Below are 21,973 nucleotides of genomic sequence, written 5' to 3'. Positions count from 1 at the left end.
ACATGGCGGCAGAAAAAGACGGTGCGCAGGGAGAATTCCGCTCTGCGCACCGTCTTTTTCTGATAAAATCTCTGGTTGTTAACACCTGGTTCAGCTTTTCAATATCTTTTCCATTTCAAAAAACAGATCCTGCTCGCGGATGATACCCACGATTTTTCCAGCTACTGTCACCAGCAGGCGCCGCTCGTTTTCATGGAGCATGCGGTAGGCCGCCTCCATGAGATTGGCGTTGCCGTCGATAAAAGCCGGCAACGGAGACATGGCTTCCGTGATCTGTTTCTTTTTTATCTCCTTGATTCCCTGGGTGAACATCCCGGTCCAGAACATGGGGGAATATTCGATACTGTCGGCTAAAAACGGCCTGGGGGCTGACAGATACCGGGGCATGAGCATCTCCAGCAGATCCCGGATGGTCAGAATACCTTTGATCTGATCATATTTGTCCACGATGAGAATGGACCGGTGCCCGGTTTCCATTAAATGGTCCGTGGCCATTTTGGTTTCAAAGGACGACCTGAGTTCCAGAATCGCATCCTGGATGGTCTTGTTTTCAGAGATCTTGGTATACTCGGTGACGGGAATCATCACTGCGGTCACCCGCCGCTCCTTATGGGCCGGCAGTTTATCCCCCAGATGACAGGCCTCTTTGATCTTTGCGGCCAGAAGCCCGATGTCACAGGGTTTGTTCAGGTAATCGAACGCCCCTTCCACCAGGGCGTCCCTGGCCGATGGCCGGGCCCCATGTCCGGTGAGCATGATCACGGGCAGGTCCGGTTTGATCTTTTTAATCCGGTTCAATGTTTCATGTCCGTCCATCCCGGGCATCTTGATATCCAGAACCACCACATCGGGTTGTTGTTTGATTTTTTCCAGGGCCTGCTCGCCATTTTCCGCCAGAATGACGTCAAATCCTTTTTTCTCCAGAATTTTGCGGATGGTTTCCCTGAACCGTTTTTCATCATCCACCATCAATACTTTTATCTGATCGGTCATTGAAATGTTCTCCTTGATTTATATGTAATTTTTAATAAATGCCAGATGCGCTGAATACACCAGAAAAAACAGCACGATTGTGGAAAGTGCCACAATCACGATGGATTTTTTCCACGACAGGTTGCATGTATTTTTCAGGCCGGTGCATATGAGCCACCATTTCCACGGTTCCGTGATCCAGACCAGAAACGGCAGCCAGGACAAAAAAAGCGTCACCCCGGATGAAAACGCATAAATGCTGAACACAACGGCAAAAGACACTTTTTTCCCGGCAATCATCACCATGGCCATATAGCCCAGGGTGGATGAGATCAGGATCATGCCGGCTGCATTGATGAAAAAGATGGGCGCCATGATCCAGACCGGTTGTGAATACGCCCCGGTCAACAAACTTGCCAGGGCATAGAACAGGCAGCAGATCACCATGAATTCCACGGCCCGGCGCGGTCTGGTTTTTTCCACAAGCTCTTTGAAAAACAGGCCCGGTTCGATCAGCAGCTGGATCAGTGCATAGGCATGAAACCGGCCGGCTTGTAATGCAGCGGTTACCATCACAGCACCCTCCCTTTCATTGTGGTCCAAAAATCCATAAACACGTGCGCCACCTTTCTTAAAACAGCTTGATCACGGCACCGGATGCCAGCATGATCAGCGTCATAAAGAAAAAAAACCGGCGTTCGGTCTCTTTGGTGAAAAACAGTTTACCATCCTTGAACATAGGTTTTTTCACCTGGTTTTGGTTCTGTTGCTTTTCCATCTTTTTTTCTCTCCTTAAATCACTTCTCATAAAGTATCCCGCCGGTCTGGTTATGGCACGTCAGGGAAACGGTCTGACGTGCCGGGTGACCGGATTTCAATATCCGGATCAGAATCCGGGCAAGGTGCCGAATCCCCTGAAACTCCAGTAAATACCGGTAAACAGCAGCAGCACCACATTGGCGACAAAAAACATGGGAATGCCCACCCGCAGGTAATCCTTGGGCTCCAGATATCCGCTGGCATATACGATGGCATTGGGCGGGGTCCCGATGATCAGGCAGTAGGCAAAAGAGGACGCAATCGCCGTTGCCATGGCCATGAACGGCAGATAGGTGGTACCCGGATGCACCATGCCCGCCATGTTCAGGGCGATGGGCCCTACAGATGCGGCAGCCGGACCGTCCGCCATGAGGTTGGTGAGTACCGATGTCAGGCCGTTGCTGACCATGAGCAGGGGCAGGCCGGATTCCATGCCGAACTGGGACAGAAAATCGATCACGGACCGGGCCAGCCAGTAGGCGGCCCCGGTGCTGTCCAGGGTCCGGCCGAAGATGATAGCACCGGCATACAGCCACACCACACCCCAGTCCACTTTTTCCTGGTAATCCCGCCAGTTGACCACCCCGGTGATAATATAGGCGATGGCACCGGCCACAGCAATCACGCCGATGCCCAGCCGGATGGGATAGATCCCCATCTGATAAAAAGATTTTTCCGTAAACCACCCGAACACCATGATGACAAAAATGACCAGTGCCCATATCTGCCGCCTGTTCCAGCTCCCCATCTTATCGATTTCCGTTCTCAACTGGTCCATGGCCGGGGCCAGGGAGATGATTTTGGGCCGGAACCGCAGGTTGGTGATAAACCAGGTAATGGGAATCATGACCAGCACAAAAGGAAAGGCATAGGTCACCCATTGAAAATATCCGATATCGATACCGAACATATCGGTGAGATAGGTCATCATGATCACGTTTCTGGCACCGCCGGAAGGGGCTCCGGGTCCGCCGATATTACAGGCCATGGCAATGGTGATCATCAACAGCTTGGCCAGCTCCTTGTCCTCGGGCACCTCGTCGGTGAGGCTGTTCTGATACAAAAGCATACCGATGGGCAGGAACATGGCGGCCAGGGCATGATCGGAAATAAACGCGGCCAGCGGTGCGATGATAATAAAAAAGATCAGGGTGATCCACTTGGTGTTGGGCACGGCCAGTTTTTTGAACATGGCCAGGCACACCCGCTTGTCCACCCCGGTTTTGACGAATGCGGCGGCAAACATCAGGCTGCCCATGATAAACCAGCAGGCATCGCTCCAGTACAGCATGGCCACGGCTTCTCTGGACAGGACCCCGGTGAACACATACATCAGGCCGATGCAGAACGCCACCGCCGGCAGCGGAATACATTCGGTCAGAAAACACAGGACCACAAACGCGCCCACGGCAATGGCCACCTGGATATGCCAGGCCCCTTTATCTGCGGCGGCCTTATCCTTTCCTGTCAACTCCTCATATTTCAATCCCTGTTTTCTCAGATCCAGGGCACTGTTCATGACTGTCAGATACCGGTCTTCATCCACATGGTCTTTGATGTAATTCAAGGCAAGATCAAAATTCTTCGGGTCGGCATCGATCTTGTTCTTTTTGCACCATTTCAGATCCCGGGCCAGATACCGGGCTTTTTTCAACGCCCCCATCTGCAAGTTGGTTTCCATGATCCGGGCGGTTAGCAGCTGCCACTGGGCCGCATCCACACTGTCCACTTCAAACAGCTCTCTGGTGAGATGGTTCACCACGGCTTTGGGACCCACCTGGTACTGGGTGCCCACATCCCTCATCCCGTTCGGGGTGGGAATCAGCAGCAGAACCGCCAATGCCAGGACCGGAAAGATGAACACCTTCCAGTTGATATATTTGTCATATCCCGTCACTTTTTTTTCTTTTTTCATGTATCCCCCTCCATTGCAGCAGTTTGAGATTCCAATCATTATTGTTTATCATCATTATTTATCATTGTGGGCATCCATCTTACTGCCGGATGTCAGCCCCCGGATCTTTTCATCGAGCCGCTGTCTTTTTTCAAACGCCTCATATGCCTTGGTCACAATGTCATCGATATCCGCCGGCTTCATCACGTAATCAAAGGCCCCGGACTGAAGGCCTTCGATGGCCGAATCCATGGTGGCATGGCCCGTGAGAAAAATCACCTCCACGGGCGGATACAGGGTCTTGATGGCCTTAAGGGTTTTGAATCCGTCCATTCCCGGCATCTTGATATCCAGAATCACCACATGGACATCATGGGTTTTGAGCAGATCCAGGGCCTGGGCCCCGCTTTGGGCCGTGACGACCTTAATCCGCCTTTTTTTTAACAATTTGGCCGTGGTCTGAAGATACCGTTCTTCATCCTCCACCAGCATCAGTTTCATTTTTTCCACACCATATCTCCCTCAGGCGAAAAAAACCGCCTCATTGAATCTGATTCTCCGTATCCGCCTTCGGCAGGGTGATGATAAAGGTGGTGCCGTCATTCACCCGGCTGGTCACATCCATGGTGCCGGCAAAACTCTCGATAATGCCGTAACACACGGACAATCCCAGACCCGTGCCTTTTCCCACCGGCTTTGTGGTAAAAAACGGAGAAAATACTTTTTCGATATGTTCCGGATGTATTCCGGCGCCGTTATCCGTCACCCGGATTTCGATCCATTTTTCATCCTTTAAAAATGCCTGAACATCCAGTCGGCCCCCGGCATCCGGATGCTGTTCCTTGATCGCGTCAATGGCATTGTTGAACAGATTGAGCATCACCTGCTGAAACTGGGAGGCATCTCCCATGAATCCGGACAGATCTTCCGGAATGTTTTGAAACACGGCAATGCCTTCCACACTGGCCCGCTGTTCGATCATCTTGAGAATTTCCGGAATCTGTTCACCCGGATACAGCAGCTGGACCCTTGTTTCATTCTTGCGCCCGAATTTGAGAATGGCCCGGGTGATATCCGAGCACCTGGATACCTGCAGCGCGATCTGGGACAACGAATCCTCCAATTCCAGGATCTCCTCATCTTTGGGGTCTATTTTTTTGTTTTCGGACAGGTCCTCGAAAATGGAGGCCATCAGGGCATGTTCACTTTTGATGATCTGAAGCGGATTATTGATTTCATGGGCAAATCCGGCCGCCATTTCCCCCACCTCCGCCAGCTGGGTGGCCCGGATCAACTGATTGCCCAGGTCTTTTTTATCCCGGCCCAGCTGCTCCATGCGCTTGAAAAGCTTTTCCGTCATAAAAAAGGACATCCCGACGATAATGGCAATGCCCAGCGCCACGATCACCAGGCTGGCATACAGGGCATAATAAAAGAACCGGAACGCATCCTTTTTTTCCTGCCGCACCACCAGAAGCCAGTCCAGATCCTTGAGCCAGGTGGTGGCATACAGATATTTGATTCCCTGGGGATCTGATTTGAGAAAGGTATGAATAGGACTGTCTGACGATGGAAACGCTGAAAACTCCGGCGCTTCTTCCATGACATTGACACCGCCGGACCGCCGTCCGGTCTGGGCGATGCCGTTGTTATTCAGGATATAGGCTTCCCCGGATCTGCCGATCCGCACACCGGAAACCATCCGGTCGAAAAACAGGGTGTCGATGGTGGCCCGGAGAATCCAGGCATCTTCCCCCGCCCCTTTTTTCACGGCAATGATGAAATGGGGCACATTCCGATATCCCAGAAACACATCACTGATGTACCGCCCTTTTTCCATGACCTCCCGGAACCAGAACTCATCTTTGTATAATTTTCCGGTCAACTGGTACTGGCCCGAGTATCTGACATGAAGCCCCCGGGAATCGAACAGTCCCAGATCAATGAACGCACCGGATTTTATTTTCAGGATCTCAAACATGTCGTCGATGACCTGGTTGCGGCTGATGGATTCAAAATCAAACAGATTAGCTACCAGTTCAAGGTCTGATTTCCGTTCCAGAAGAAACGATTCAATCATGTCCCGATGATCCCCCACAATGCGTTTCAGGCTGTGGGTGGAACTGTTTTCCAGTGCCGTGGTAAAATAGTAGAAGCTGATGCCCACGGCCAGAAAAAGCGGGATCAGGGGAATGACAATCATATAGGTCAGAATATTGCGCTTGACGCGTCTGGCCCGGATATCTTCTTCAAGGCCTTTTTTATCCATTATTCTCTTCCCTTAAACGTGTCCGGATCCCTGACACTGACCACGGGCACTGGAGAATGCCGGAACACCTTTTCCGCCGCACTGCCGAACAGCACCCGGGCCAGATTGCCCCGGCCCTTGTTGGCCATGACAATGAGATCAGCGCCATGGGTTTTGGCGGCCTGGATAATACTCTCCCATGGGTATCCCACCTCAATGTTCAATGTCATTCTTTGCTTGTCATCCGAAAACTGGCTGTCGATGAGCTGCGTCAATTTTTCAAGGCGCTCTTTTTTCAAATCCTGTATATAGGTTTCCACATCCAGCCGGTCCGGATAATACTGACTCACCATTTTCACACTGTTTACATCCCGCTGGTTGATGACATTGAACACCACTATCTGCGCCTGGGTGCCTCTGGCAATAGCCAGGGCGGATTCCATTGTCATCCGGGTATATTGGGAGAAATCCACACAAACCAGAATTTTATCAATTTTTTTCATTTCATCTCTCCTCATATCTTTAGAATCATTGTCCCTTAAAAAGGGGGCCTGTTAATGAGCGGATCAGCAATTAACATGCCATTTCATTTTTACCCGGTATCTGCCTGAAAAACAGGCCGGTTCATCGGAATAAGCCCGGGTCGGATGTCAGTTATTTTTACGCATTGATAAATTTTTTCAAAACAGGCCGGAAGAACCGGCCAGGTTTCAGGCCCCTTTGAAAACCGGATATTGCTGTATTACCGGTTCATCAATAAAACGAAATCACGAACAAACGCATTTAACTGTTTACCGGTATAAAATTTGCACAACTCAAAATATTTGAAATGCAATTTAAAATTGATACACCCGTGTACTTGTTCACGAACCGATGCGCCGAAACCGTTTTACAGGACATAAAGGAACTGATAAAAAAAGAATTCACTATTGAACAGGGTCAAACAATGCCCGGGTCAAGAGGAGTAAATACCAATTAAAAATATATTCATCCGGTCATTCACATATGAATGGGGGCGGATGATCAACAACTGAAAGAGACGTTTATAAATCAAAGGAGATCAAAATGGTAACCATGATCAAAATGCGGCTCATGCTGGTGGATGATGAAGAACGGTTTCTTCAGACCACCGGCAAAATGATCCGCAAAAAAGGCTATGATGTGATCACTGCGGTCAGTGGTGAAGAATGTCTTGAAAAACTGACACAGGAACTGGTGCATGTCATAATCCTGGATGTCAAAATGCCGGGCATGGACGGGGTGGAAACCCTGAAAAAAATCAAACAACAGTATCCCAGAATCGAGGTAATCATGCTCACGGGTCATGCCACGGCAGACTCGGCCGTGGAGGGGTTGAAATCCGGGGCCACGGATTATCTTCAGAAACCCACCAGCGTGGAAGATTTGATTGCAAAAGCGGAACAGGCCTTTGCCCGGCACCTGGAAATAGAGGAAAAAATCCGGCTGGCCGAAGCGTTCAAGCAGTCCAGTATTTAAAACATGTGATCATTTTAATCTCAAGGATCGTTTCATCATGATAACATGAACGATAATCCTAAAAACGTATTTGGAGTAATTGTGTTATGGCTGACGTTGAATCTCTGAAAGAACCGGCAACCACCAAGTCGATCATTATAAAATTTGTCATCTCCCTGGCCCTGGGCATTCTGGTCATGCTCCTGCCCCGGCCGGAAACCCTGACCCCGGAAGGCCATCGGCTTCTGGCTTTGTTGACCTTTGTCGTTTTTCTGTGGGTGAGCGAAGCCGTGCCCATCGGGGCTACGGCCCTGCTGGCCGGGGCCGGACTGATTTTTCTGAACATCCAGCCGGCCCAGGCGGCCTGGGCCCCCTTTGCCAGTCCGGCCGTCATGTTCGTCCTCATGATCATCATGTTCGGGGTGGTGCTCAATGAAGTGGGGTTGGCCAACCGCATCATGTACAATCTGCTCAAATTTGCGGGCACCCGGATCAAACGGCTGAGCCTGATCCTGGCAGTCGGATGCACCATCACATCATCCGTGTTCCATGACGCCACCATCACTGTGATCATGGTATTTGCCTTTGTCCCCGTGTTCATGAGCATGGGCCTGAAACCGGGCCAGGGACACCGGCTGCCCATGTTTTTCATGCTCCTGATCCCTTTGTCAGCCTCTGCCGGCGGATTCGGCACCCTGCTGGGCGGCGGGCGAAACCCCCTGGCTTTGGAAGTGCTGAACAAATTCAGCGGCGGCACCATATCCGTAGGGTTTCTGGAATACATTTTTATCCAGTTTCCCATCTGTGTGGTGACGGCCGTGGCCACCTGGGCCGTGTTATGGATGCTGCTCAGGCCTGAGGAAAAAGAGCTGGAAGGGGTGGAGCTGGCAGATCCCGGCCCCATGAAAGGGGCGGAAATCGGTGTTCTGGTGATTTTTATCTTCACCTTTGTGCTCTGGTTTATGGGAGACCTGACGGGATGGCACTACAGTGTCCCGGCCGCCTTTGCCATCCTGGGATTCTGCGGACCCGGATGGATCTCTTTCAGAACCATCTGTGACAAGTTTCCCTGGGAATCCTGGATCGTATTCGGGGCCGGGGTTTCTTTGGGAGTGGCCATGCTGGACAGCGGGGCCGGCCGTTACCTGGCAGAGGTATGCCTGCCCCTTCTGGACGGCAAGCCGGAATTTGTGGTGTATTACGGCATGAGCTTTTTCGGCTCGTTTCTGTCCAGCCTGATGTCCAACTCGGCGGCCGTGGCATTGATGCTGCCCATCACCCTGCCCATGGCGGAGCTGATGGAGATGTCTCCGAAATCCGTGGCCATGATGGCACCCATGACCACCTCGTTCATCATGCTGGTCATCGGGTGTCCGCCCACCATCATCGCCTACAGCACGGGATATTTTTCCCAGGTGGATTTCATGAAAATTGCCATCCCCTGGTGCCTGGTTCTCCTGGTGGTCTGTGTGATCAGTATGCTGATATACTGGCCACTGATCGGATTTATATAACGAACCGGAAAACCACCCGGATTCTCCTGTGAGTTAGCCGGGTGGTTCACCGATATTTTACCATCCAGAAATCCCAAAAGGATCAGCTGTAAAAATAGTGTTTGCTTTGATTGTTTGTTCAACATGGCTGTAAAAACCCGTCAGAATTGACATTGAATAACCAAAATATAAAGGAAAACCCATACTATGGCTGACATTGAAAATGTTAAGGAACCGGCAACCCTCCGGTCCATTATAATTAAAGTGGCTGTGGCGCTGGTCTTAGGGATTGGAGTCATGCTGCTGCCCCGGCCGGAAAACCTGACCCCGGAAGGACAGCGCCTTCTGGGGCTGCTGGCCGTGGTGGTTTTTTTATGGGTCAGTGAGGCCGTTCCCATCGGGGCCACGGCCCTGTTATCCGGGGCCGGCCTGATTTTTCTCAAAATCCAGCCGGCCCAGTCCGCGTGGGCCCCTTTTGCCAGTCCGGCCGTCATGTTCGTGCTCATGATCATCATGTTCGGGGTGGTACTCAATGAAGTGGGACTGGCCAACCGCATCATGTACAACCTGCTCAAGTTCGCGGGTACCCGGGTCAAGCGCCTGAGCCTGATCCTGGCCATCGGCTGCACCCTGACCTCCACCGTGTTCCATGATGCCACCATCACCGTGATCATGGTGTTTGCGTTCGTACCTGTATTCATGAGCATGGGCATGCAGCCGGGCCAGGGACACCGGCTGCCCCTGTTTTTCATGCTCCTGATCCCTCTGGCCTCTTCAGCCGGTGGATTCGGCACCCTGCTGGGCGGCGGGCGCAACCCTCTGGCCCTGGAAATTCTGAACAAATTCAGTGAAGGGACCCTGACCATCGGATTTTTGAAATACATCATTATTCAGTTTCCCATCTGTATTCTCACGGCCGTGGCCACCTGGGCCATTTTATGGGTATTGATCCGGCCCAAAGAAAAAGAGCTGGAAGGCGTGGAGCTGGCAGACCCGGGTCCCATGAAAACAGCGGAAACCGGTGTGCTGGTGGTGTTTGTTTTCACCTTCATCCTCTGGTTCATGGGGGATCTGACGGGCTGGCATTACAGTGTACCGGCCGCCTTTGCCATTCTGGGATTCTGCGGCCCCGGCTGGATCACCTTCAGAACCATCTGTGACAAGTTTCCCTGGGAATCCTGGATCGTGTTCGGGGCCGGGGTCTCTTTGGGGGTGGCCATGCTGGACAGCGGGGCCGGCCGTTACCTGGCAGAGGTATGCCTGCCCCTTCTGGAAGGAAAACCCATGGTGGTGGTGTATTACGGCATGGGATTTTTCGGCTCGTTTCTGTCCAGCCTGATGTCCAACTCCGCGGCTGTGGCGTTGATGCTGCCCATCACCCTGCCCATGGCTGAAATGATGGAGATGTCGCCCCAGTCCGTTGCCATGATGGCACCCATGACCACCTCGTTTATCATGCTGGTCATCGGATGTCCGCCCACCATTATTGCTTACAGCACGGGGTATTTTTCCCAGAAAGACTTCATCAAGGTGGCAGTGCCCTGGTGTCTGCTCCTGCTGGTGGTATGCGTGGCAAGCATGCTGATATACTGGCCTTTGATCGGGTTTGTCAAATAACATGAACAAAAATATCTGGCATCATTTTTTTTAACAAAAAACTTTCTATCCATTCCCGGGCAGGGTATGATAATGACCATCCTGCCCGGATGAATGGTTAACTATCCAACAATTCAGGAACAGGAGATTACCGTGTTTAAAACAACAAGTAAAATCATGCTGGTTGATGATGAAAAAGATTTTGTTGAAATGTTGAGTTTACGTCTCAAGGAAAACGAGGAAAACGTCATCGCCGCTTATAACGGTCAGGAATGTCTGGACACCCTGGAAAAAATCCAGGTGGATGTCATCATTCTGGATGTCAAAATGCCGGGCATGGACGGCATTGAAACCCTGAAACAAATCAAGAAACGCCATCCGCTGGTGGAAGTGATCCTGCTCACCGGACACGGTACCATTCAGTCGGCAGTTGAAGGCATGAAGCTGGGCGCGTTTGATTTTCTGCTCAAACCGGCGGATTTCAAGGAATTGACGGAAAAACTCACCAAGGCAAAAGAACGCAGAAAAGAACAGATGGAACGGATTCAGAAGGCCGAGGCAGCCATACTGCTGCGTCAGAGCAAAATATGAACATAAAAAGAGGTCTATGGTGGATCAACCCGACGTGACCGAAGATATCCACATTCTGCTGGTGGATGATGAGAATGACTTTCGGCAGATTATTGCCAAACGCCTGAAACGGCGGGGCATCGAAGTCCGGGAAGCAGACCGGGGGGAAAAAGCGCTCCAAATGCTGGAAGACGCACCCGTGGATGTCGTTATCATGGATGTCAAAATGCCGGGCATGGACGGCATTGAATGTCTCAAACGGATCAAGGAAAAATACGACCTGCTTGAGGTGATCATGCTGACCGGCCATGCAGACATCCACGGCGGCGTGGAAGGAATCAAATCAGGTGCCTTTGATTATCTGAGCAAACCCATTGAGCTGGAGCATCTGGTTCGTAAAATCAAGCAGGCCTTTCACAAAATTCAGCGGATCCTGGCTGAAAAAGAGGCCCGGGCGTTCAAGGAACAGGTCCAGCAGCAGATGGTGGTGGCGGAACGGCTGGTGGCTTTAGGCACCATGGCCAGCGGCGTGGCCCATGAAATCAACAACCCTTTGGCCGTGATCCAGGACTCGGCCGGATGGCTTCAGCAGATTCTGGAAAAACCGGACATGCAGGGCATACCCCGCAGGGATGATTTCAATAAAGGGCTGGAACGTATCAACAAAGCCGTCAAACGGGCGGGAAAGATCACCCAGCAGCTGCTCCAGGCCGTTAAAACCCAGACAACGGAAATGGCGGATCCTTCCACCTTTGTGGAGGTGGACCTCAAAAAACTGTCTGAAGAAGCCATCACCCTGGTTGAACCCGAGGCAGCCCTCAAAAACATTGTTATCCACCTGGAAACCAAAGAACCCCGTCTATCTGCCTGGACCGATTCTTTACAGCTGCTTCAGGTGCTGCTCAATCTGCTGTCCAATTCCATCCAGGCCACGGAAGAAGGCGGGCGGATAATTGTCCGCCTGAACGCTGCTATGGAAGAAGCAAAAATCATTGTCAAGGACACGGGTTGCGGCATTTCAAAGGAAAATATTTCCCGGATTTTCGAACCTTTTTTCACCACCAAAGAGGCGGATCAGGGCACAGGTATGGGCCTGTATGTTTCCTGGGGGATTATCACCGGTCTGGGGGGATTGATTTCCGTGGAAAGCGAAGTCAACAAAGGCACCACATTCACCATTACTTTACCCGTTAAAAAATAAGGCAGATTTGTTTCAGAAATGACAGAAGAACACACAGAATCCAAAAACAGACCAGACACCCATCCCATGGACAAAATCCGGGTCCTGCTGGTGGATGATGAAACCGCTTACGCAGATGTTCTTGCCAACCGGCTCGGCAAACGGGGGTTTGACGTTACAAAGGCGTACACCAGCCCGGAGGCGTTGCTGGTGTTACGCACCCAGCCATTTGATGTGGCGGTTCTGGACCTTAAAATGCCGGATATGGACGGCATCGAGGTGCTGAAAATCGCCAAACAGGTGGATCCCACCCTCCAGGTGATCATGCTCACGGGACACGGCTCAGCCGCCGCCTGTGACCAGGGTCTTGCACTGGGGGCATTTGACTATCTCATGAAGCCTTGTGAACTCGATACGCTGGTTGATAAAATCCGGGAAGCGTTTCAGGAGAAACCAGGATCTGAAAAATAAAACCCTGCCCCCACCCGGCATACAGTATTCAAGCAAGCCGGATGGGGGTGGGCATAAAAAATTGCGTTGTCAATGCAATGCAGGGGGTGCATGGATGATCAGCGACCCCGGGTGGTAATTTTCCGCATTTGTGCTTCAATGATTTTTTCTTCATGCCGGCGTTTTGCTGCGGCCGCGTCCGTTACTTTCTCCACTAAAACATCAATGTCACTGGGTTTCATCAGGTAATCAAACGCCCCCAGTTTCATCCCATCGATGGCGGATTCAACCGTTGCATGCCCCGTGAGCATGATCACTTCCACCAATGGAAATGCTTTTTTGATCTCCTTGAGGGTCTCAAGTCCGTCCATACCCGGCATCTTGACATCCAGAATCACCACTTCCACCCGTTTGTTTTCCGCCAGTTTTTTCAACGCTTCCTCACCGCCGTATGCTGGCAGAACATCCATGTTCCGTTTGGTCAGGCGTTTGATCATGGTGTCAACGAACGGGACTTCATCATCCACAAGTAAAATGTTTGCAATGGCCATGGTTATATATTCTCCTTAACTTTGGGTGCTGGGTTGTCCAACGGCAGCACGATAGTAAAAATTGTTCCCTCATCCACTTTGCTTTCCACATCGATCCGCCCCCCCATTTTGTTGATGATCCCATAGCAGATGGAAAGGCCCAGACCGGTCCCCTTCCCCACCGGCCGGGTGGTGAAAAACGGATCAAATATTCTTGCCAGATTATCCGAAGGAATCCCGGGGCCGGTATCTTTGATTGACACTGAAAGATGCTGGTCATCCATCCCGGTCATGATGATAATTTTGCCTCCGGTTTTTTCCATGGCATATACGGCGTTTTGCAATATGTTCATGAGCACCTGCTGAATTTCCGTGGCAGACGCCTGAATAGTCGGCAGTTCCGGATGCAGCTGAACATCCACATTGATATTGGCATATTTGAATTTCTGGGACAACAGATCCACTACTTCCGTCACAAACTCGTTGATCTGAAGGGTTTCCACCCGGGAATCGGTTTTTCTGGCAAAGCTGAGCAGTTTATGGGTGATGCCTTTGCACCGATGCCCCTGGGTTTGAATCTGATTTAAGGCCCGTTTGAATTCCTCGAAATTGTCCCCTTTGTCAATCCCCTCACTGAGCAGGTCCTGGATCCAGCCGGCTTCTTCCACCATAATGGCCACGGGATTGTTGATTTCATGGGCAATACCGGCAGCCAGTTCCCCGATGGAGGCCAACTTGCCCGTTTCCACGATCTGCTGGTTCATCACCTCTTTTTCAGAGTCCAGCCGTGCAATGCGCTTCACCAGCTGTCCGGAAATGAAAAATGCCATAAAAATAATGAGCACGGCGCCGGCAAACGTAATAAATACAGCGATGAGCTGGGTTTCGTTGAGCTTGGCAAAGGCATCTTTTTTCTCCTGCTGAAAAATCAAAAGCCAGTCGTCATTTTTGAGAAACGCAGCGACCACCAGACACCGGGTGCCGTCTTCTCCTTTTTTTTCAACAGTGAACGTGGTGTATTTATGGGGGGGGCTGGACGTATACCGGTCGATTTTGGGTTCATATTCCCGGGCGATCTGAAACAGATCGTTCTGGCCCAATACGGACGGAGCGATAATACGGTCTCCGGTTTTATTTCCCCGGGCATCTTCTCCCATTTTAAACAAATTTTTATACTGTTGCAGGGTCAGCTTGAGTGTGCCTTTGGGCGCCCGGGTCTGAAACTCACCCTGGCGGTTCAGGATAAACGCCGTGCCGGTTTTACCCATGGTGAAATCTTCCACCAGGGTATTGAAAGCCATGAAATCGATGGTGGCCCGAACCAGCCACATCCGGCCCTGCCATTCCCGTTTGACCGCCACAATGAAATGAGGTTGTCCCCGCATGCCCAGGAACACATCGCTGATATAGGTATCCCTGACCCGGGCTTTTTGAAACCATTCCGAATCACTGTAATCCGCCTGATCCAGATCAAACGGACCGGCATAAGACACTTGACGACCCTGGTCATCAATGACGCCCAGATCCACAAACACATAGCTGTAATCCACCTGAAGGGCCCGCAGCCGCTGTTGGAGGAACGGCTTTTCCTTGAGCCGGGAAAATTCATACCCTTTGGACAGATAACTGATATCACTGAGTTTCTGCTTGAGAAAATCATCAATTTTCTGCCGGTGCTTGAGTACCAGTTGATCCAGATGGGCATGCACCATCTGGTTGGCATAACCTTGAAACTGATAAAGGATAATACCGGCTACCAGCAGCAGCGGGGCCAAAGAAACGATCACGATACGCAGGGCAATCTTGATCCTGAAATCTGAATAATAGGCAGGTCCATGCGTTTTTTTATTCTGGTTTTCAGCCACGGATTTTGTCCTGTTCCAATGGGACATCTCCCATTCATCACTTATGTTATGGTTTTCAATCAAACATTTTTCAATCACTTTTATTGTATTAACCGATCTCTTGTCAAATGGATTCGGATTTAATTTGCCTATGTCAGCTTTTTTTACAACTTGAAAAATATGTTTCATTGTTTGTTAAAAATCTCACGGCACATCTTCGGAACAATCATGGCAATTCATCGTTTCCCTGTGACGGAAAACACCCTGTAAAACCTGGCATGTAAATTGCTATTCTTCACAGTTGACATCGTCAGCCACACTGCCAAATCTCGACAACACAAACACCTTGCAAAGGAGATTCCAGATGAGTGAGAAACAACAAAAAAAACGTCGAAAAAAAGTAGTACTCTCATTGCATGCGCCCCAGGCTGACACCGTGTTGCTGGCCGGCGACTTCAACCAGTGGCATCCTGAGAAGCATGTGTTGAAAAAAGGCAAAAACGGGGCCTGGGAAACCAGATTGATGCTTTCTCCCGATACCTATGAATATAAATTTGTGGTGGATGGCAAATGGCAGACAGACCCGGTCAATCCCCGGACCTGCCAGAACTGTTTCGGTACCGCCAACAACCTGTTGACCGTTGCAGAATAAAATGCTGCTGTTTGCAAAAATCAGGAAAACCCGGTCTCTCTAAACGATAATCAATTTGACTGAACAACCGCGCATATATATTGAACCGGCCGGTCAGGCGTGCTATATCTGGCCGTCCGGAGAACGATTTTTTTCCGGTAATACTCGGCCACAGCCGGTGACAGGACAGGTCCAATGAATACCATTCTGGTGATAGATGACGATGATCAGTTGCGCATCAGCTTCTGCAAGCTGTTGAGAGAAGAAAACTATTCCGTGCTGGGGGCGGCCTCGGGAGAGGCCGGTGTTGACATCATCACCCAGCAGCCCCTGGATCTGGTGATTCTGGACATGCGCCTGCCGGGCATGGACGGCATGGAAACCTTCAAACAGATCAAAAAAAAGGATCCCAAGCTGCCGGTGATCATTGTCACGGCTTTCGGCACCACGGAAACTGCCATCGAAGCCACCAAAATGGGGGCATACGACTATGTGCTCAAGCCTTTTGAGATTCCTGAAATGCTGAACCTCATCACCCAGGCCATCGATGCCGGGTATTTCATGAAATCCCCGGTTGCCGTGGATGCTGCCCCTGACCAGCAATCCGGAGATGCCATCATCGGCCAGAGCCGGGCCATGCAGACCGTGTATAAAGCCATCGGCCGGGTGGCCCAGACCGATGCCACCATTCTGATCCGGGGCGAATCCGGCACGGGCAAAGAACTGGTGGCACGGGCCGTTTACCAGCATGGGGCCCGGTCGGACAAACCGTTTCTGATCATCAATTGCGTGGCCATACCGGAAACCCTGCTGGAAAGCGAATTGTTCGGATATGAAAAAGGGGCGTTTACGGGGGCCTCCCAGAAGCACATCGGAAAAATAGAACAAGCCAACGGGGGCACCGTGTTTCTGGATGAAATCGGAGACATGCCTTTAAGCATCCAGGCCAAAATCCTGCGGCTGCTCCAGGAAAAAAGCATTGAGCGTTTAGGCGGTGAAGACACCATTCCCGTGGATGTCCGGATCATCGCCGCCACCCATCAGAACCTGGAACAGGCCATTGAAAATAACAAATTCCGAGAAGACCTGTATTTTCGGCTCAAGGTCGTCACCATTGAACTGCCCCCTTTGCGGGATCGCAAAGACGACATTCCCGGATTGATCGCCTATTATCTGCAGAAACTGTCCAGTGAGTTAAAAATGGACAACCCCGGAATTCATGATGAAGCGCTGACGCTTTTAAATGACTATGAATGGCCGGGAAATGTCAGAGAGCTGGGGAACCTGATCCAGAAAGTGTTGATTTTCAACCGCGGGGCTCCCATTGCCGCATCTGACCTGGTCCAGATCATTCATCGCCGTCATGAAAACAACCACACCCATGACATTTCCCTTGATACCATCCGACAGTGGGTCAGACAGAATATGGCCGGTGAATCGAATTCTTACGGGTTTGACGATTTTGTGGATATCATTTCAGGCATTGTCATTTCAGAAGCGCTGGTATCCACGGATGGAAACCGCACCCAGGCAGCCAAGCTGCTGGGCATGTCCCGCCCTACCCTTCATGCCAAAATAGAAAAATACAATATCCGGATGCAGACCCGGATTTCCGACTGACCCGACCATTTTTTTGTTTCTTTCTCCAATGTGTCAGATCCGCAGGTGTCAGATTTTTTCTCACATTGAAAAAAAATCGGTTGATCCACCGGGTGTGTTCTGATTCCTTTTTGATAAACAATATTAAAATTCTTCATAATTTCAGACCATTGTATCAAATCCATTCAGTGGCATACCTTTTGCTCTTACTGATATCAACGTAACCCATAAGGAGGCAAACCATGTTGATAAAAGAATGGATGAGCAAACCCGTCATTACCATCAACCATGACGAATCATTAAATGATGCGGCCAAACTGTTTCGTACCCGGGTGATTTCCATGGTCCCGGTGATCCAGGAGGGTGTCCTTGCCGGCATTGTTACGGACGGAGACCTGAAAAAAGCCATGCCCTCGGATGCGACCACCCTGGACCGGTTCGAACTGCCGGCACTGCTGGATTCCATAAAAGTGAGCGCCGTTATGACCAAACCCGTCATCACCATTCCCCAGGATCACACCGTGGATGAGGCTGCCGTGATTATGCTGAAAAAAGGAATTTCCGGCATGCCTGTGATGGATCATTCAAACAAGATGGCAGGGATTTTGACAAAAAGCGATATATTCCGGTGTTTTGTCTCTTTCACCGGGGTCGCGACCACAGGCCAGATCTTTGCCACCCGACTCCAGGACCGGCCCGGTCTCATCAAGAAATTCACGGACATGGTCCGGGCAAAGGGGGGACGTCTGTGCAGCATCCTGACCTCATATGATGATATTGAAGATGGATACAGAAAAGTGTATTTCCATGCCTTTGATATCGACCCGGATGGTTTCTCCAGTCTGGTGGAGACATTCAGTGAGATCGGACAATTATATTATGCCGCAGACCTGTCCCGGGGATACCGGAAACTTTTTTAACCACGGATCTACAGGAGATGACTTATGAACCGAAAAATAAATAAAATCCTGGCCTGCGTTGATTTTTCAGATTACACCATGATGGTATTGGACTATGCCGTGGCACTGGCATCGGCTTCAGACATGCAGATTGTTGTTCTGAATGTGATCAACCAGCGGGACATCAACGGCATCAGAATGGCAGTGGGATATTTTCCGACCCAGGGGCCTGTGATGCTGAGCGTGGAAGACTGCGTGGAAGACTGGAAAAAAGACCGGCATACCCAGCTGAGACAGCTGGTCAAGGAACATTTTTTTGATGACAAATCCAAAATGCACCTGATGGTGGACACGGGCATTCCTTATGAACGTATCCTGAAAACAGCGGAAAATGAAAACATCGATCTGATCGTCATTGCCAACAAAGGCCGGGGAAACCTGTCACGGGTATTGTTCGGCAGCGCGGCAGAAAAAGTGTTTCGCCACGCAAAGGTGCCGGTGGTGTGTGTCAGAGATCCTGAAAAATTCAAACAAGGGAGAAGGCCATAATGAAAAAGCAACCTGATAACATCTCAAAAATAGGGGTGGCCATCGATTTTTCCGAATATTCCCGGGACACACTGGCGTATGCCGTGGAAACGGCGAATCTGACCCAGGCCCGGATGGTCCTGATTAATATCATCAATCAAAAAGAGATGGATGCCATGGAAAAAGCGGTCAATGCCGAACATCCCAACCAGTTTGATCCGGCTAAATTTTTAGGAGAAGAGATGGACCGCCGGAAAATGAAATTAAGAACCCTGATCAAAGGCATTCCTGCCATGGATGATATGCCGGTGAAAATCCGCATCAGCCATGGGGCACCCCATCTGGAGATTCTGGAAATCGTTCGAAGAGAGAATGCGGATTTTCTGGTGTTCGGACCCAAGGGCCGGACCAATTTTAAAGAATTTCTTTTTGGGTCTGTGGCGGAAAAACTGTTCCGGCACTCGCCCGTGCCAGTGATGAGTGTCCGTTCCTGACATTGACACAACGGTTTGAAAACAAAAACCCAAGACAAGGAGTGCTGTTATGACTACGCATCATCTGGACCGGCTGTTCAAACCCAAAAGCGTGGCAGTGATCGGGGCCAGTGAAAAAAAGGGATCTGTGGGCTGTGCCATGATGAAAAACCTGCTCTCCGGCAAAGGAAACTTTGATGTGTTTCCCGTCAACCCCAGGCACAGGAAAGTGTTTGACCGGCCTTGTGTGTCCCGGGTTCAGAAAATTGAAAAACCCGTGGACATGGCAGTGATTGCCACCCCGATCCAGATGGTGCCGGAACTGGTGGCGGCGTGCGGGGAAAAAAACATTGCCGGCGCTGTGGTGGTATCATCCGGCGGGCGGGAGTCCGGTGCCAAAGGACAGGCCATTGAAGAACAGATCCTGGCAGCTGCCCAAAAATCCGACCTCAGAATCATCGGTCCCAACTGCCTTGGCATCATGAACACGGCCGTTTCCCTGAATGCCAGCTTCGCCCATCTGACCCCTTTGCCCGGCAACATGGCTTTTTTGTCCCAGAGCGGGGCCGTGTGCACCTCCGTGCTGGATCTGGCCCTTCGGGAAAACGTGGGGTTCAGCCATTTTGTCAGCTTAGGTTCCATGGTGGATGTGGATTTTGCCGACATGATCGATTATCTGGGGTCTCAGAGATCGGTGGCAAGTATTGTGATGTATATGGAAGACATCACCCATATCCGGAATTTCATGAGCGCGGCCCGGGCCGTGTCCCGCATCAAGCCCATCATTGTCCTCAAATCCGGAAGATCCAGGGCCGGGGCCAAAGCCGCCGCATCCCACACCGGGGCCATGGCCAAAGAAGACATCCTGTATGACACGGCCTTCCAGCGGGCCGGCATTCTCAGGGTCACGGAATTTGAAGAGCTGTTCGACGGTGCCCAGTTTCTGGCAAAACAGCAAAGGCCCAAGGGAAGCGGCCTGACCATCATCACCAATGCCGGCGGCCCCGGAGTTATGGCGGCCGATGCCCTGGCATCTTACGGCATGGAGCCGGCCCCGTTGTCTCGGGAAACTCTGGACCGACTCGATGCACTGCTGCCTGACAACTGGAGCCGGAGCAATCCCGTTGACATTTTAGGGGACACCCCGGCATCCGCTTATATAGATACGGTCAAACACTGTGCCGCTGATCCGAAAACCGATGCCCTGCTGCTGATCTGCTCACCGGCCGGCACCATGGATACCCTGGCGCTGGCCGAGCTTCTGATCCCCCATCTTCAGACGGTTTCCTGCCCTGTGTTCACCGCCTGGATCGGCGGTGACAATGTGGCAAAGGCCAGACAGGTGTTCAATCAGGCCGGGATTGTCACCTATGACTCGGCGGAACGGGCGGTCCGGGCATTCAAAAACCTGTATGAATATGGAAAAAACATTGAACGGCTGACCCAGATCCCTATCCGCACCGACACCAAGCTGATCATTCACCGGGATATCGCCGGCAAAATCATCCAAAACGCCATGGCGGAAAAAGACACCTGTCTTCTGGAAAATACGGCCAAGGCCCTGCTGGAGGCATACGGTATTCCTGTTAATGACACAAAAATCGCCGACACCCGGGAGGCGGCCCTGGAAATGGCGGTCCGGACGGGATTCCCCGTGGTGCTGAAAATCTGTTCCCGGGACATCCCCCATAAATCAGACTGCAACGGCGTGGCATTGAATCTCAATACGCCCGAAGATGTCAAAACGGCCTACAGTCAGATTATGGCAAACGCCAGACAGCATTTTCCTGGTGCACACATCACGGGTGTCACTGTTCAGTCCATGCAGGATCGGGCTGATTTTGAACTGTTCATCGGTGCCAAAAAAGATCCCCATTTCGGTCCGGTGATTCTTTTCGGTATGGGCGGCGTGTTAACAGAAGTGTTCAGCGACATATCCATGGGTCTGCCGCCCCTGAACCGCATGCTTGCCGCCCATTTGATCGGAAAGACAAAAATCGCATCCGTTCTCAAGGGATTCAGAAACATTCAACCCATTGATATGGCACGCCTGGAAGAGCTGCTGATTCGGGTGGGAAGACTGATGACCGATTTTCCTGAAATTGAAATTCTGGACATCAATCCGTTGATGGTGAAAAACGGGGTTTTAACGGCCGTGGATGCCCGGGTGTTTATTGCACCGGCATCCGTGCCCTCTCCCATGCATCTGATTATCAGCTCCTACCCCTGGCAGTATGAATCTTTGGGAGAAACCGTGGACGGTCAGCCGTTTTTTATCCGTCCGATCCGGCCCAGCGATGCGGACCTGATGATCGATCATTTTCATTCCCTGTCATCCCGAAGCAAATACATGCGGTTTTTCTCCCCTCTGAAAGAATTGTCCAGGGACATGCTCATCAAACTGACCCAGATCGATTATGACCGGGAGATCGCTCTGGTGGCTTTGATGGGAAATGAGCAAAACCAGAAAATGGCCGGGGTTTGCCGGATCATTGTGTTCCCCGATAAAACCCAGGCGGAATTCGCCATTGCCATCAGTGATGACTGGCAGGGCAAAGGCATCGGTTCCTCGCTTTTGACCCAGTGCCTGAAAGCGGCCCGGCAGATGGGCATCCGGCGGGTTATGGGGCTGGTACTTTCAGAAAACACCCAGATGCTCAAACTGGGCGGAAAACTGGGGTTTGCCATCAAACGGGCGGCAGGCGGCGGAGAATATGAATTGATCATCGAAACCGATGATCTGGATATTGATTAAATCCGCGGGCCGGACT

General features: G+C 51.1%; 21 protein-coding genes. 12 read left to right on the top strand and 9 right to left on the bottom strand.

The window, feature by feature from the left end; genetic code table 11:
* Window positions 1–90: 90 nt before the first annotated feature.
* The 7 genes from DPO_RS06565 to DPO_RS06540 form a co-directional block, all read right to left on the bottom strand.
* Window positions 91–993 carry a response regulator gene (locus DPO_RS06565; RefSeq protein ID WP_006964977.1) on the bottom strand — a complete coding sequence of 301 codons (903 nt, stop codon included), beginning with the start codon at window positions 991–993 and terminating at the stop codon, window positions 91–93.
* A gap of 18 nt (window positions 994–1,011) precedes the next feature.
* Window positions 1,012–1,545, bottom strand: a complete 534-nt coding sequence (locus tag DPO_RS06560; RefSeq protein WP_006964975.1) for a YIP1 family protein — start codon at window positions 1,543–1,545, stop codon at window positions 1,012–1,014.
* Window positions 1,546–1,603: 58 nt separating this feature from the next.
* Window positions 1,604–1,750, bottom strand: coding sequence for a hypothetical protein (locus DPO_RS25500; protein ID WP_006964973.1), 147 nt, complete (start codon window positions 1,748–1,750; stop codon window positions 1,604–1,606).
* Between the two features lie 108 nt (window positions 1,751–1,858).
* Window positions 1,859–3,706 carry an SLC13 family permease gene (locus tag DPO_RS06555; RefSeq protein ID WP_006964970.1) on the bottom strand — a complete coding sequence of 616 codons (1,848 nt, stop codon included), beginning with the start codon at window positions 3,704–3,706 and terminating at the stop codon, window positions 1,859–1,861.
* Between the two features lie 54 nt (window positions 3,707–3,760).
* The gene (locus DPO_RS06550) at window positions 3,761–4,195 is read right to left on the bottom strand and encodes a response regulator (RefSeq protein WP_006964969.1); all 435 of its coding nucleotides are present in this window, start codon (window positions 4,193–4,195) and stop codon (window positions 3,761–3,763) included.
* 31 nt (window positions 4,196–4,226) lie between these two features.
* The gene (locus DPO_RS06545) at window positions 4,227–5,954 is read right to left on the bottom strand and encodes a sensor histidine kinase (RefSeq protein WP_006964968.1); all 1,728 of its coding nucleotides are present in this window, start codon (window positions 5,952–5,954) and stop codon (window positions 4,227–4,229) included.
* Entirely contained in the window at window positions 5,954–6,436 is a 483-nt protein-coding gene (locus DPO_RS06540; protein ID WP_006964967.1) for a universal stress protein, read from the bottom strand. Before DPO_RS06540 ends, DPO_RS06545 begins: the two co-directional genes overlap by 1 nt.
* A gap of 562 nt (window positions 6,437–6,998) precedes the next feature.
* Between DPO_RS06540 and DPO_RS06535 the strand changes: the two genes are divergently transcribed.
* The 6 genes from DPO_RS06535 to DPO_RS06510 all read left to right on the top strand — a co-directional run bounded on the left by DPO_RS06535 (window position 6,999) and on the right by DPO_RS06510 (window position 12,719).
* Window positions 6,999–7,430, top strand: a complete 432-nt coding sequence (locus DPO_RS06535) for a response regulator (RefSeq protein WP_006964966.1) — start codon at window positions 6,999–7,001, stop codon at window positions 7,428–7,430.
* A gap of 86 nt (window positions 7,431–7,516) precedes the next feature.
* A complete protein-coding gene (locus tag DPO_RS06530; protein ID WP_006964965.1) occupies window positions 7,517–8,923 on the top strand; it encodes an SLC13 family permease in 1,407 nt (468 codons plus the stop codon).
* A 186-nt stretch (window positions 8,924–9,109) separates the two neighbouring features.
* On the top strand, window positions 9,110–10,519 hold the full coding sequence (locus DPO_RS06525; protein WP_006964964.1) for an SLC13 family permease: 1,410 nt from the start codon (window positions 9,110–9,112) through the stop codon (window positions 10,517–10,519).
* A gap of 132 nt (window positions 10,520–10,651) precedes the next feature.
* On the top strand, window positions 10,652–11,089 hold the full coding sequence (locus DPO_RS06520; protein WP_006964963.1) for a response regulator: 438 nt from the start codon (window positions 10,652–10,654) through the stop codon (window positions 11,087–11,089).
* 16 nt (window positions 11,090–11,105) lie between these two features.
* On the top strand, window positions 11,106–12,269 hold the full coding sequence (locus DPO_RS06515) for a sensor histidine kinase (protein WP_040011605.1): 1,164 nt from the start codon (window positions 11,106–11,108) through the stop codon (window positions 12,267–12,269).
* Window positions 12,270–12,287: 18 nt separating this feature from the next.
* On the top strand, window positions 12,288–12,719 hold the full coding sequence (locus DPO_RS06510; RefSeq protein ID WP_006964961.1) for a response regulator: 432 nt from the start codon (window positions 12,288–12,290) through the stop codon (window positions 12,717–12,719).
* Window positions 12,720–12,817: 98 nt separating this feature from the next.
* Here the strand turns inward: DPO_RS06510 and DPO_RS06505 are convergent, their stop codons facing one another.
* Both DPO_RS06505 and DPO_RS06500 read right to left on the bottom strand, forming a co-directional pair.
* Window positions 12,818–13,249: a response regulator gene (locus DPO_RS06505; protein WP_006964960.1), complete on the bottom strand. Its 432-nt coding sequence runs from the start codon at window positions 13,247–13,249 to the stop codon at window positions 12,818–12,820.
* Window positions 13,250–13,251: 2 nt separating this feature from the next.
* Window positions 13,252–15,093, bottom strand: coding sequence for a sensor histidine kinase (locus DPO_RS06500; protein ID WP_160166897.1), 1,842 nt, complete (start codon window positions 15,091–15,093; stop codon window positions 13,252–13,254).
* 343 nt (window positions 15,094–15,436) lie between these two features.
* Between DPO_RS06500 and DPO_RS06495 the strand changes: the two genes are divergently transcribed.
* From DPO_RS06495 to DPO_RS06465, 6 genes are all read left to right on the top strand, one after another.
* Window positions 15,437–15,724 carry a glycogen-binding domain-containing protein gene (locus tag DPO_RS06495; RefSeq protein ID WP_006964958.1) on the top strand — a complete coding sequence of 96 codons (288 nt, stop codon included), beginning with the start codon at window positions 15,437–15,439 and terminating at the stop codon, window positions 15,722–15,724.
* A 174-nt stretch (window positions 15,725–15,898) separates the two neighbouring features.
* A complete protein-coding gene (locus DPO_RS06490) occupies window positions 15,899–17,323 on the top strand; it encodes a sigma-54-dependent transcriptional regulator (RefSeq protein WP_006964957.1) in 1,425 nt (474 codons plus the stop codon).
* A 221-nt stretch (window positions 17,324–17,544) separates the two neighbouring features.
* Window positions 17,545–18,222: a CBS and ACT domain-containing protein gene (locus DPO_RS06480; protein WP_006964956.1), complete on the top strand. Its 678-nt coding sequence runs from the start codon at window positions 17,545–17,547 to the stop codon at window positions 18,220–18,222.
* Between the two features lie 24 nt (window positions 18,223–18,246).
* Window positions 18,247–18,750: a universal stress protein gene (locus tag DPO_RS06475; RefSeq protein ID WP_006964955.1), complete on the top strand. Its 504-nt coding sequence runs from the start codon at window positions 18,247–18,249 to the stop codon at window positions 18,748–18,750.
* Window positions 18,750–19,223, top strand: a complete 474-nt coding sequence (locus DPO_RS06470) for a universal stress protein (protein ID WP_006964954.1) — start codon at window positions 18,750–18,752, stop codon at window positions 19,221–19,223. The genes DPO_RS06475 and DPO_RS06470 overlap by 1 nt, the downstream gene beginning before the upstream one ends.
* 49 nt (window positions 19,224–19,272) lie before the next feature.
* Window positions 19,273–21,957 carry a bifunctional acetate--CoA ligase family protein/GNAT family N-acetyltransferase gene (locus tag DPO_RS06465; RefSeq protein ID WP_006964953.1) on the top strand — a complete coding sequence of 895 codons (2,685 nt, stop codon included), beginning with the start codon at window positions 19,273–19,275 and terminating at the stop codon, window positions 21,955–21,957.
* The last annotated feature ends 16 nt before the right edge of the window (window positions 21,958–21,973 follow it).

Origin of the sequence: Desulfotignum phosphitoxidans DSM 13687 (genome assembly GCF_000350545.1) — a bacterium.
In the GTDB taxonomy this organism is placed as follows: domain Bacteria; phylum Desulfobacterota; class Desulfobacteria; order Desulfobacterales; family Desulfobacteraceae; genus Desulfotignum; species Desulfotignum phosphitoxidans.
The sequence above is the reverse complement of the archived record's forward strand: the minus strand, read 5'-3'. Positions and strand labels throughout refer to the sequence as shown.

Excerpts from the sequence above, each read along its gene's own strand:
- DPO_RS06565 (WP_006964977.1), bottom strand. The coding sequence starts at position 993 with ATGACCGATCAGATAAAAGTATTGATGGTGGATGATGAAAAACGGTTC.
- DPO_RS06560 (WP_006964975.1), bottom strand. The coding sequence starts at position 1,545 with ATGGTAACCGCTGCATTACAAGCCGGCCGGTTTCATGCCTATGCACTG.
- DPO_RS25500 (WP_006964973.1), bottom strand. The coding sequence starts at position 1,750 with ATGGAAAAGCAACAGAACCAAAACCAGGTGAAAAAACCTATGTTCAAG.
- DPO_RS06555 (WP_006964970.1), bottom strand. The coding sequence starts at position 3,706 with ATGAAAAAAGAAAAAAAAGTGACGGGATATGACAAATATATCAACTGG.
- DPO_RS06545 (WP_006964968.1), bottom strand. The coding sequence starts at position 5,954 with ATGGATAAAAAAGGCCTTGAAGAAGATATCCGGGCCAGACGCGTCAAG.
- DPO_RS06540 (WP_006964967.1), bottom strand. The coding sequence starts at position 6,436 with ATGAAAAAAATTGATAAAATTCTGGTTTGTGTGGATTTCTCCCAATAT.
- DPO_RS06535 (WP_006964966.1), top strand. The coding sequence starts at position 6,999 with ATGGTAACCATGATCAAAATGCGGCTCATGCTGGTGGATGATGAAGAA.
- DPO_RS06530 (WP_006964965.1), top strand. The coding sequence starts at position 7,517 with ATGGCTGACGTTGAATCTCTGAAAGAACCGGCAACCACCAAGTCGATC.
- DPO_RS06525 (WP_006964964.1), top strand. The coding sequence starts at position 9,110 with ATGGCTGACATTGAAAATGTTAAGGAACCGGCAACCCTCCGGTCCATT.
- DPO_RS06515 (WP_040011605.1), top strand. The coding sequence starts at position 11,106 with ATGGTGGATCAACCCGACGTGACCGAAGATATCCACATTCTGCTGGTG.
- DPO_RS06510 (WP_006964961.1), top strand. The coding sequence starts at position 12,288 with ATGACAGAAGAACACACAGAATCCAAAAACAGACCAGACACCCATCCC.
- DPO_RS06505 (WP_006964960.1), bottom strand. The coding sequence starts at position 13,249 with ATGGCCATTGCAAACATTTTACTTGTGGATGATGAAGTCCCGTTCGTT.
- DPO_RS06495 (WP_006964958.1), top strand. The coding sequence starts at position 15,437 with ATGAGTGAGAAACAACAAAAAAAACGTCGAAAAAAAGTAGTACTCTCA.
- DPO_RS06490 (WP_006964957.1), top strand. The coding sequence starts at position 15,899 with ATGAATACCATTCTGGTGATAGATGACGATGATCAGTTGCGCATCAGC.
- DPO_RS06480 (WP_006964956.1), top strand. The coding sequence starts at position 17,545 with ATGTTGATAAAAGAATGGATGAGCAAACCCGTCATTACCATCAACCAT.
- DPO_RS06475 (WP_006964955.1), top strand. The coding sequence starts at position 18,247 with ATGAACCGAAAAATAAATAAAATCCTGGCCTGCGTTGATTTTTCAGAT.
- DPO_RS06470 (WP_006964954.1), top strand. The coding sequence starts at position 18,750 with ATGAAAAAGCAACCTGATAACATCTCAAAAATAGGGGTGGCCATCGAT.
- DPO_RS06465 (WP_006964953.1), top strand. The coding sequence starts at position 19,273 with ATGACTACGCATCATCTGGACCGGCTGTTCAAACCCAAAAGCGTGGCA.